Raw genomic sequence first — 12680 nt, 5'->3', positions numbered from 1 at the left:
CTCAAGTGTCGGCCGCCGCCACATGCACCGGAGGAACCGCGACCGACTTCAACGGTGACGGGCTGGTCGACACGGTCATCGCGGATCCGGAAGCCACGGTGAACGGGGTCAGGGGCGCAGGCTTGGTGCGCGTCGTCCTGGGTGGCGGCAAGGGCGTCTCCGAGATCTCGCAGGCCACCAGCGGCATGCCCGCGGCGCCGGAGGTGAGCGACCGCTTCGGTCTCTCCCGCACGTCCTACGACGTGGACGGAGACGGGTGCTCGGACCTGGTGGTCGGCGCTCCCTACGAGGACATCAGCAAGGACGGCGCCAATTTGGTGGACGCAGGAGCCGTCTATGTCATCCACGGTACGCCCACCGGTATCGGCGCCGGTTCCCGAATCGAGGGGTACAGCCAGGCTGGGCTCGACTCTCATACGACGACAGAAGCTTTCGACTGGTTCGGCTTCGCCCTGCGAGCGGGTGAGACGGCGAGTGGAACGCCCTACCTCGTAGTCGGTGCTCCGGGGGAGAACGTCACGGCCGAGGACGGCAAGACCTACACGGATGCGGGTGCCATCACCTATGTCCAGGGGACGACGACGGTTACGGTCTCCGAGAAGGACGATGGTGTGCCCGGGGTGGTGGAAGCCCATGACCGCTTCGGCTACTCGATAGCTGGTACAAACCGTTACTTCGCCGTCGGCGGACCAGGAGAGGCCATAGGCGACGAAGAATTCGCCGGCGGCGTCACGGTCTTCAGCCACACTCTCACCAACGGTCTGCCCACTCCGCTTGCCGGCATCGGCCAGGGGACCACGGGCGATGCGATTCCCGGCGTTGCAGAAGCCGGAGACGCTTTCGGCACCTCGATCTCCATGACGAGCTACCGGCCCGGCGACCAGACGTACAACTCCGATGCCCTTTTGGCTGTCGGTACCCCGGGCGAGGACATCGACGGCGTAACGGACGCGGGAAGCGTGACGGTGGTGCGTATCCAGCCTTCTGGTGCGTACTCACTGATTGCAGGGATCGATGCGAAGACCGACGGTGTGGACGGCGTGGAGAGCCAGGGGGACTTCTTCGGGCAGCGCGTCACCATCGCCAACACCAACACGAGCGTCGTCACCAGCACCGCAACGGTGCGGCTCGCCGTCGGCATCCCGGGGCGGGACGTGGGCTCCGTCCAGGACGCGGGCGTCGTGCAGGTCTTCCGGCCGCTGGACGCCTCTGTGGGTACGAACGACAAGATCTTGGCCCGGGGCTCGAGCGTCCTGCCCGGTACGGCTGCGCCTCGTGATTACGCGGGAATCGCGATGACCTCCGGGGCCACCAGCCTCTATCTGGGGGTTCCCTACAGCAAGGCGCCCGACACCCCCAGGGGCGCACTCTATGTCATGCCGTGGACGGACATCGACGGAACTACCAGTACGGGTACGACCACGTACAAGCCCGGATCCGGCGGTCTCCCCGATGACGGCGTGGCGTTCGGAGTCGTGGGATGAGCGGCGTCGCGAGAAGGGGGAAGCAAGGGCCGATGAGACGGAGAAAGAGCGGAAGACACCGTACCGCCGCCATCGCCACCGTGTTCGCCGCCCTCCTGGCGACCGGAATGAGCGGCTTGCCCGCCGCGCACCCGGCCCCTGCCGCGGTCGGCACGGCCACGGCCGACGACACCCCGGTGCTCACCGAGTCCGCCGCGCAGGCCAGGGCCGAGAAGACCGGCAGACCGGTGGAAGTGCTCAACCTGCGTGACGAGGACAGCACCACCGTCGCCAATCCCGACGGCACCTTCACGACCACCCAGTACGTGCAGCCCGTTCGCACCCGCAAGAACGGCAAGTGGACGCAGATCGACACCACCCTCGTCGAGCAGAAGAACGGCACCTACGCGCCCCGGGCCGCGCTCACCGCCATGTCGTTCTCCGGCGGCGGTGACACGACGTTCGCCGAGATCGAGAAGGACGGCCGTACGCTGTCCCTCGACTGGCCGGACCGGCTGCCCAAGCCCAAGGTCGAGGGCTCCACGGCCACGTACGCGAACGTTCTGCCGGGTGTCGACCTCGCCGTCACCGCGAGCGCGGAAGGGTTCTCGCACGTCCTGGTCGTCAGGAACGCGAAAGCGGCACGGAATCCGGAACTCACCGAGCTCCGCCTTCCGGTCGAAACGACGTCCCTGAAGTTGAGGGAGACCGCCGAAGGCGGGTTGACCGCCACCGACAGCGGTTCCGGCGGAATCGTCTTCGAGGCGCCGCAGCCGGTGATGTGGGACTCGAGCCATGCCGAGACCTCCCCGCAGCCGTCCGCGCAGGCGGAGAGCGCGCAGACGCCACCGGACGGTGCCCAGGTCGCCGACGTCGCTGTGGACCTCTCGTCGCAGACCATGACCCTCAAGCCCGACGTGGATCTGCTCACCGACGACGAGACGGTCTACCCCGTGTACATCGACCCGGTGGTCAAGACCGCCAACCGCAGCGGCTGGACCATGGTGTCCTCGCACTACCCGAGCGCCGAGTTCTGGAAGTTCGACGACGACGAGGGCGTGGGCCGCTGCCCGTCCGACGTGTCGTACCGCTGCTCCAGCTCCGACGACGTCAAGCGCCAGTTCTTCGCGATTCCGACCGGCGGCTTCAAGGGCAAGGACATCGTCAGCGCCGAGTTCGCCGTCACGCTGGTGCACACCTACAGCTCCTCCGCACGCGAGGTGCAGCTCGCACGGGTCAACAGCACGGGCGCGAGTGCGATCAGCTCGTCGACGAACTGGTCGAACCAGCCGTCGTCGAAGGAGACCATCGCCTCCAAGTCCCCGACGGACACCGCGGGTTCCTGCACCTCGACCAACCAGAACGTGCGCTTCGGCGTGACGGGCACCGTCCAGAAGGCCGCCGACAACGGCTGGGACACCACCACCTTCCGGTTGAAGGCGGGCAGCGAGTCCGACACCTCCTACTGGAAGCGCTTCTGCGGCAACGCGCATCTCGAGGTCACCTACAACCGGCCGCCCCTGCAGCCCGACCAGGACGACCTGCAGATGAAGCCGGGCGACACGTGCGAGTACGGCCACGCCACCGAGCACTATGTGACCGAGGCGCCGCGGGTGTCCGCCGTCATCCGGGACTACGACCACGGTGACACCGGATCCAACTCCGAGACGCTGCAGGCGCAGTTCAAGGTGTGGTGGACCGACGGCTCCGGCAATACGGTCACGCACTACGCGACGACGGCCAAGAAGAGCACCGTGGACGCGGAGTGGAGCGACCAGACCGGCGTGGCCACGTTCTTCTACACCATCGGCAGCGACATCTCGGGTGACGGCGAGGCCGGCTTCATCGTTCCGCAGAACACCGTCGTCTCCTGGGCAGTGCGAGGCTATGACCAGCAGTCGTACGGTCCCTGGTCCACCGACGGCGACCAGACCCGCTGCGAGTTCATCTACGACACCACCAAGCCGAAGGCGGCGACGGTCACCTCGGCCCGGTACCCGGACGACGAGACCTGGCACGCGGGCGTCGGCGACTATGGCAGCTTCACCATGGACTCGCCCTCCGCCGACGTGACGAAGTACACCTACTACTTCACCGGCCCGCACGCCGACAACACGAAGAAGACGGTGCCCGCCGAGTCCACGGGCGGCCCGGCGACCATCTCCTGGATGCCGCCGAGCGAGGGCACCTACGTCCTGCACGTCACGGCCGTCGACGGCGCGGGCAATCCGCAGAAGACCCCGACCAGCCACGTCTTCCTGGTCAGTGACGGCCGTGCGCCCGTCGCCGCGTGGACGCTGGGCGACGCCCGGGGCTCCACCAAGGCGGCCGGCAGCAGCGGAGCGCCCGACGCCACCGCCGGATCCGGCGTGACCTTCGGCGTCGAGGGACCGCTGGGCTCCACGGACACCGCGGCCTCCTTCGACGGCACCGCGAACGCCTACCTCGACTCGGGCGAGGCGGCCGTGGACACCAGCGGCACCTTCTCCGTGAGTGCCTGGGTGATGCTGCCGACGGTGCCCACCGAGAACATGACCGTGGTGAGCCAGGACGGCACGGCCCAGCCCGGTTTCGAACTCGGCTACGACGCGGACTCCGCGTCGTGGACCTTCCGCATCCCCGTCAGCGACATGGAGTCGCTCGGTACCTGGAAGGTGTCGGGCGCGGCGGCCGTCGCCGGCAGCTGGACTCATCTGATCGGGGTGTACGACGCCGAGGTCGGCAAGATGATGCTCTACGTCAACGGGGTCCTCGTCGCCGACGACGTGCAGGCCCGCCACACCAGGTGGAACGCCACCGGAGCTGTGCAGGTCGGCCGCAAGCTCTCCCTCGGTGGGTACACGACCCCGCTCAAGGGCAGCGTCGCCGACGTCAAGATCCACGACCGGGTGATCCCGCCCACCGAAGGCCAGGAGCTCGGTGGCATCAAGCCCCACCAGCTGGCCTACTGGCAGTTGGACGAAGCGGCGTCCGGGGTCTCGCCGGAGACGGCGGGCGGCACCGGCCTGACCTTGGGCGGAGGCGCCTCCATCTACGTGCCCGACGACTCCTGCGACCCCGAGACCGATCCGGACTGCACGCCCCCGGCCGCACCACTGTGGGGCAACGGTCACCTGCTCCTCAACGGCACGGACGCCTACGCGACCCGTGCGGCCGCGGGGCCGCTCTCCGCGCAGGACAGCTTCACGCTCACCGCGCGCGCCCGGCTCGCCGCCGCGCAACCGGCGACCGATGAGACGGTGCTGTCCCTGACGGGTACCAAGGGAAGCGCGATCCGTGTCAAGTACCAAGCTTCCAGCGGGCGTTGGCAGCTAGTGGTGACGAGCGCGGACGCCACGGCCCCGGTGACCACCTCCCTCCTCGACAACGCTGACCCACCGAGTTCGCAGGGCGACGGCGACCACCTCGCGCTGGTGTACAACGCGGTCTTCGGCGACGTGCTCCTCTACGTCAACGGCACCGCGGTGGCCAAGGCACCCTGGGACAACACCTGGGACTTCAGCACGACCAGCCTGCAGGTCGGCCGCACACGCGACGGCACCGCCGCGAGCGAGTACTTCTCCGGCGCCGTCGACGAGGTGCGCATGTACCAGGGGCCGCTGGACGCCTCCCTGGTCGCGCTGGTCTCGGTGCTGCCGGCCGGCGCCAGTATCGACGAGACCTCGGCCTAGCACGCCGCAACGGGAGGGCGGCCCGTGGCCGCCCTCCCCATCCAAGCCTCCGCCACCGCCTTGCCTCATCGCTGGAGATGTCATGTCCTCGCCCATATGGTTCCGGTCGTCCAGACCGGCCCGGCGAACCGGTCGCCGCCCCGCGGCACTGCTGCTGGGGCTCGCCCTGTCGATCGGCCTGCTCCCGCAGTACGCCCCCGCGGCAAGGGCCGACGACGGTCTGAGCAGGCCGAAGACCCAGACCAATCTGGACGACCCGGTCCGGGGCACCAACGCCAGGCCGAAAACCTTCAAGAAGACCGACGAGGCGAGGAAGGCGGCGGTCAAACGGGCCGATGCGGCGCACTGGCCGAAGGCCGCAAGCACCGAGATCCGGCTCACCGCGAAAGCGGCCAGAGCCGGCGGCATGCCGCTGACAGTGAAGGCCTCGTCGGGCACCGGGGCGGCGAAGTCGGTCCGCGTCCGCATGCTCGGGCACAAGGCGGCCGAGACCGCCGGCATCGACGGCGTCCTGTTCACCGTCGCCCGTGCCGACGGAGCGGCCGCGAAGGGCACCGCCCGGCTCACCCTGGACTACTCGGACTTCGCCGGCGCCTTCGGAGGCGGCTACGGCTCCCGACTGCGGCTGGCCCAATACCCCGCATGCGTCCTCACGACGCCCCAGAAGAAGAGCTGCTCGACACCGACGTACATCAAGAGCAGCAACGACGCCGAGAAGCAGACGCTGACGGCCACGGTGACGGCGGCACCCGACACCTCGGGGCCGACCCCCCAGCTCCTCACCGCGGACTCCGGTTCGTCGTCTTCCGGCACCGTCCTGGCCGCCACCGCGAGCAGCGGCGGTGACAACGGCGACTACAAGGCGACCAGCCTCTCCCCGTCCTCCGAGTGGGGCGTCGACACCAACTCCGGCGCGTTCACGTGGTCGTACCCGATGACCACCCCGCCCGTGCCGGGCGGCCTGCAGCCCGCTGTGGGCCTGAGCTACAACTCCCAGTCGATCGACGGCCAGACGGCGACCACGAACAACCAGGGTTCGTGGATCGGCCAGGGATTCACCTACGAGCCCGGCTTCATCGAACGCAGCTACAAGCCGTGCGCCGACGACGGGCACGACGCCACGTACGGCGACGAGTGCTGGGCGTACGACAACGCCACGCTGTCGCTGGCAGGCGGCACCTCCGGCGAGATCGTCAAGGACGACAGCACCGGCGAGTGGCGCATCAGCGACGACGACAACGCCAAGGTCGAGCACCTCACCGGGACCACCAACGGCGACAACAACGGCGAGTACTGGAAGGTCACCACCGCCGACGGCACCCAGTACTACTTCGGACTGAACCGGCTGCCCGGCTACGCCGGCGGCAACGAGGAGACCGACTCCACCTGGACCGTCCCCGTCTACGGCGACGACTCGGGCGAACCCTGCTACAACGCCGGCTTCGCGGACGCCTACTGCACCCAGGCCTGGCGCTGGAACCTCGACTACGTCGTCGACCCGCACGGCAACGCCATGTCGTACTTCTACGGCAAGGAGACGAACTACTACACGCAGGGACTGAAGACCACAGAGAACGGCAAGCCCTACATCCGCGGCGGCTACCTCAAGCGCATCGACTACGGACAGCGCGCGGGCAAGGTGTACTCCACCAAGCCGGCCGCCCAGGTCGTCTTCACCACCGCCGAGCGCTGCATCGGCGACCTCACCGACTGCGAGGCCTCCGACCTCACGGACTCCACGGCCGCCGACTGGCCCGACGTACCGTGGGACCAGAACTGCAAGGCGGACACCAAGTGCCCCGGCCAGAACTCGCCGACCTTCTGGACCCGCAAGAAACTGACGAAGGTCACCACGCAGATCCGCACCGGCGACTCGACGTACACGCCGGTCGACGAATGGAACCTCACCCACGTCTTCACCGACAACGGAGACGGCTCCAAATCCCTGTGGCTCAGCCGTATCGGCCACACCGGCAAGGTGGGCACCGATGTCTCCGTCCCCTCCGTCGAGCTGTACGGCAAGCAACTGCCCAACCGCGTCGACGAGACCGGCGACAACCTCCAGCCGTTCTACCGCTTCCGCCTGGCCGCGGTGAAGAACGAGACGGGCGGTGTGCTCAGCGTCAACTACGCCGATCCCCAGTGCACCACCAGCAGCCTCCCGGCCGAGGACTCCTCCAAGGTGCGCTGCTTCCCGGTGAAGTGGAACCCGCCGGGCGCGGCGGACCCGATCACCGACTGGTTCCACAAGTACGTCGTCCAGTCGGTCGTCGAGACCGACCTGACCGGCGGGAACCCCGACCAGGTCACCACCTACACCTACCTGGGCGACGCCGGCTGGCGGAAGACCAAGCCCGACGGCATCACCAAGTCGGAATACCGCACCTGGGGCGACTGGCGCGGCTACGGCAGAGTGCGAGTGGAGACGTCCGACGGCACCAACTCGTCCTCCAACACCAGGACCGAGCACGTCTTCTTCCGCGGGCTCGACGGCGACGTGGACAAGGACGGCACCACCCGCTCCGCCACGGTGACCGACTCCAACGGCGTGTCCTACGAGGACTCCGACTGGAAGGCCGGCTTCGAACTCGAGACGCTCACCTACAACGGCTCCGACATCACGCAGAAGTCCGTGACCCTGCCGTGGACCGCGGTGACCGCGACCCAGACCGAGGACTGGGGCACTCGTAAGGCACGCTACGTCGAGAAGGGCTCGACGGACACCTACGTGGCGCTCACGGCCGGCGGCTGGCGGCACACCAGGTCCACGACGACGTACGACAGCGCCACCGGCCGGGAGACCCAGGTCGACGACGACGGCGAGGTCGGCGTCGCCGACAACCAGTGCACCCGCACGCAGTACGCGGACAACGCGAGCCTGCACCTGTACACGTACGTGTCCCGGGTGGAGAAGGTCGCGGTCGACTGCGCCACCGCACCCGACCGCGCCACCCAGGTCATCTCCGACGACCTGACCTACTACGACGGCTCCACGGTGCTCGGCGCGGCCCCCACCAAGGGCGACGTGACCACCGTGAAACGGCTGTCCGCCCACAACGGCACCACGGCCACGTACCAGACGACCGCGGTGACGACGTACGACGACTACGGCCGCCCGCTGGTGGTCAAGGACGCGGAGACCGCGTCCTCCTCGACCGCGTACACCTCCTCCACGACCTACACGGACACCTACGGCCTCGCGACGAAGTCCACGGTGACCAACCGGCTCGGCTGGACCATGTCGACCGAGTACGCGCCGCAGTGGGGCCTGCCCAGCGCGAAGACCGACCAGAACGGAAAGCGGACCGACCTCGCCTACGACGGTCTCGGGCGGCTGGTGTCGGTCTGGCTCCCGGACCGGCCGAAGTCCTCCGGGCTCACGCCGTCCCTCAAGTACGAGTACCTGGTCCGGGACGACGACGGTCCTACCGCGGTCCGCACCCAGAAGATCGAGAGCGACGGCACGTCGTACAGCAGCGAGTGGTCCCTGTACGACGGCCTGCTCAGGCCCCGGCAGGAGCAGACCGAGGGCCCCGGCGGCGGCCGCATGGTCGCGGACACCCTCTACGACGGCTCGGGCCGCGTCGTGAAGGTCAACGACACCTACTACGTCTCCGGCGCACCCTCCTCGACGCTGTTCCAGCCCGTCGACGCCGACCTCGACGCGCAGACGGTGACGCGGTACGACGGCGCCGGCCGGGTCACGGCCTCCGTGTTCGAGGTGCAGGGCACGGAGAAGTACCGCACCACGTACACCTACGGCGGCGACCGGGTCACCACCACCCCGCCGTCCGGCGGAGTGAAGACCACGGTCGTCAGCGACGCCCGGGACCGGGTGACGACCCGCATCGAGTACCCGGCCGGCGGCGACCCCGTCACCACCTCGTACGGCTACACGCCGGCCGGACAGCTGTCGAAGGTCACCGACACCGCGGGCAACACGTGGACCTACACCTACGACCAGCTGGGCCGCCAGGTGAAGGCGGTCGACCCGGACACCGGCACCTCGACGTACACGTACGACGCGCTGGACCGCCGGACGTCCGTGACGGACAACCGCGGCAACAAGACGTCGACGAAGTACGACGAACTCGGCCGTGCCGTGTCCACCTGGCAGGGCGAGCCGGACACCGGCACCAAGCTGTCGGTGACCAAGTACGACACGGTCGCCAAGGGCGAGCTGTACGGCACCTACACCTACAAGGACGGCGCCGTCTACGCGTCCGTGACCTACCCGGTCCTCGACGCCGACAACGACTACAAGCCGACCTCGACGAAGTACTACCTCTCCAAGACCGCCGAACCGCAACTGGGCGGCACCTACGAGTTCACCGCCCAGTACAACCGGGACGCCACGGTCCAGGGGCAGGGCCTGCCGGCGGCGGGTGACCTGCCGGCGGAGGCGCTGACGTACACGTACGACGAACTGCAGCGCCCGGTCGGTCTCAAGACGTCACTCGGCGGCGGCAGCTACGTGACCGACGCGACGTACTCGCCGACGTCGAACCTGGAGCAGGTCGAGCTGTCCACCGGCGACACCTCCTCCCGCAAGACGTGGATCACCAACTCCTTCGAACGGGGCACCGACCGGCTGACCAACTCCCGTGTGGACGTGGAGGGAGCCGCCGGCGCCGCCTACGACGCGCACTACACCTATGACGCGGCCGGCAACGTCCTCTCGATCGCCGACACCCCCAGCGGCGGCACCAAGGACGTCCAGTGCTTCGCCTACGACGGCCTGCGGCGCCTGACGACGGCCTGGACCTCGTCGGCCCAGGCCGGCGGGGCGTCGGGCACGGGTGCCACGGAGACCGCCTGCTCCTCGGGACCGTCGTCCACGACGGTCGGCGGCGTCTCCCCCTACTGGACCGAGTACGGCTACGACGCGCTCGGCAACCGCACCAGCGAGGTGCGACACGGCCTGAACGGCGCGGCGACCTCGAGCCGCACCTACACCTACGGCAAGGGCTCCGGGCCGAACGGCACGGACTCCGGGCCCCACACGGTGGCGTCGGTGGTGCAGAAGACCGAGGCCACCGGCACCACGCCGCAGGTCACCTCCCAGAACACGTACACCTACGACGCGTCGGGCAACACCCGCACCCGCGTCCTGGACGGCGACACCCAGACCCTGGAATGGGACAAACAGGGCGAGCTCACCAAGGTGACGAACGCCGACGGAACGGTGACGTCGTACACCTACGACGCCGTCTCGGGGGACCGCATCCTGCGGGACGCGCCCGGCGAGAAGACGTTCTACCTCCCCGGCATGGAGCTCCACCTGGACAAGGCCACGTCCAAGGTGACGGCGACCCGGTACTACACCTTCGGCGGCCTCACGGTCGCCATGCGGGAGGCGGACGGCGTCCACTTCCTGGCCGCCGACCACCAGGGCACGGCGGAGATCGCCGTCGACGCCAAGACCGGCCAGACCACCCGCCGGCGCATGGACCCCTTCGGCAACCCGCGCGACGAGTCCGCCTCCTCCTCGTCCGGCTGGGTCAACGACAAGGGCTTCGTCGGCGGCACCATCCAGAAATCCACGGGCCTGACCACGCTCGGGGCCCGGGAGTACGACGCGGACACAGGCCGCTTCCTCTCGGCCGACCCGATCATCGACTACAACGACCCGCAGCAGATCAACGGCTACGCGTACGCCAACAACAGCCCTGTCAGCGAGAGCGATCCGACGGGCCTGGAGAGCTGCGGCCCCGTCCACTTCTGCTCCGGCAGCAACGGCACCTACGGCACCTACAAGCCGGAGAACGACCCCGGCTCCGACAAGTACGACGGCTCCAGCCACGACGGCACCAAGAAGTCCGGCGGTGGCGGAGGCGGTGGCGGGAGCGGCACCGCCGGCAGCGGCACCTACACGGCCGCCAAGGCCAAGGCCGACGAGGCCCGGGCCAAGGAGGACGCGGCCAAGAAGCGCGCCATCGCCATCGCCAAGGAACTCGCCAAGATCATCGCCGACGAACTCGGCATCACGGACGCCCTGGACTGCTTCACCACGGGAAGCCTGGGCTCCTGCGGGGCGACCGCGGTGAACGTGGTCTCGTCGCTCATCGGCGGCGGCCCGGCGGCACGGCTGGTCTCGAAGTACTGGTACCGCGTCGACAAGGCGATCGCCCTGGGCAAGCGGATCGTCGGGCTGGGCAAGAAGCTGTGGGAGGGCTTCAAGGACTGGCGGCGAAGCAGGAAGGCCGCGGAGGCAGCCGAGCGGGCGGCCAAGGCGTGCAACAGCTTTACCCCCGATACGCGGGTGCTCATGGCCGACGGGACGTCGAAGCGGATCGCGGACGTCGACATAGGCGACAAGGTCCTGGCGACCGACCCCGAAACGGGCAAGACCAAGGTCGAGACGGTCACCGCCGAGATCAAGGGCAAGGGACTCAAGCACCTCGTCAAGGTCACGATCGACGCCGACGGCAAGAAGGGCCGGAAGACCGCGTCCGTCACCGCGACGGACGGACACCCCTTCTGGGTGCCGGAACTCGACGCGTGGATCGAGGCGACGCACCTGAAGTCGGGCGAGTGGCTCCGCACGAGCGCCGGCACGCGGGTCCAGATCACAGCGGTCGAGCGGTGGACGAGCCCGGACGCCACCGTCCACAACCTCACCGTCAGTGCTCTGCACACGTACTATGTGCTGGCGGGGGCCGCGCCGATCCTTGTTCACAATTGTGATGAAGGAGATGGCTACCTGTATCGGGGAGTTCCGAATGGACATCCGAAATATGACGATGCCCTGGAAGGGCGCGCTGTACCGCACGGTGGTCACTCTGACCCGGGCAGGCATGCAGGCGGCAACACTGACAGTGAATTCACTTCATGGACCCACGACTATGAGGGCGTAGCTCTTGACGCGGCCGAGGAGCTTGGTCCGGGAGGGATCGTGATGCGGATTCCTCACTCCAGTGTCCCGGCAGGGAGTGACGTTCAAATTCACGGGACCGAGTATGAAGTGTATGAGGAGGGGGAGCATGCGTTGCGTGGGGTGATCAACGGTGCAGAGATCAGTATCAACCGGGGGCCATGGTTTATGCCAGGCGGTGGTAGGTAACCCGCTCCTCGGAGATCATACGAGATCATTCTAGCTCGCAGATTCATTGGAGAGTTCCGTGGAAAGAAGTCGCCTTGCGCAACTCCTCGCCGGGGCTGATGAAGTGCGGCTTCTCTCCCGGACCGCCCTCGAATCGGGCGTCGATTACGAAATTTGGCCTGAGGGTGTCGCAACCCAACGTCTCGTCTCAATTTATGAGAGGCGAGGGCGTGGAATCCGACGCTCTGGCCAGCCTTCGCTTGGATTCGCGGAAGCACTTGATGCGCTTCGTTCCTATGACGGCGCCGAGCTTGCGCTAGGGTTTATCGATGACCGACATCGAGGTGGATATTATTTCCAGCTATTCCTGGATCTAGAATTCAGTTCGGTCGTTGCATGCTTTGGGGTGAAGTCAACGCGGGATCTTCATGATTCTTAAGGTGATCCCGTTGCGGTAATTCGTCTGATGTCAATTTTCGGGGGGGGGTGTGAGCCTGTGCGGTC

At 67.9% G+C, this 12680-nt stretch carries 3 protein-coding genes; all 3 read left to right on the top strand.

Translation table 11 applies throughout. The features are described from left to right. Positions 1 to 5: 5 nt before the first annotated feature. The 3 genes from IE225_RS15070 (at position 6) to IE225_RS15060 (ending at position 12197) form a co-directional block, all read left to right on the top strand. Entirely contained in the window at positions 6 to 1484 is a 1479-nt protein-coding gene (locus IE225_RS15070) for an integrin alpha (protein WP_229879576.1), read from the top strand. Between the two features lie 107 nt (positions 1485 to 1591). Beyond that, positions 1592 to 5134, top strand: a complete 3543-nt coding sequence (locus IE225_RS15065) for a LamG-like jellyroll fold domain-containing protein (RefSeq protein ID WP_229879575.1) — start codon at positions 1592 to 1594, stop codon at positions 5132 to 5134. Positions 5135 to 5216: 82 nt separating this feature from the next. Beyond that, positions 5217 to 12197 (top strand): RHS repeat-associated core domain-containing protein, encoded by a 6981-nt coding sequence (locus IE225_RS15060; RefSeq protein WP_190058011.1) that lies wholly within the window; start codon positions 5217 to 5219, stop codon positions 12195 to 12197. Positions 12198 to 12680 lie beyond the last annotated feature (483 nt).

Origin of the sequence: Streptomyces echinoruber (assembly GCF_014651135.1) — a bacterium.
Taxonomy (GTDB): domain Bacteria; phylum Actinomycetota; class Actinomycetes; order Streptomycetales; family Streptomycetaceae; genus Streptomyces; species Streptomyces echinoruber.
This window is presented reverse-complemented; position numbering and strand designations above follow the sequence as displayed.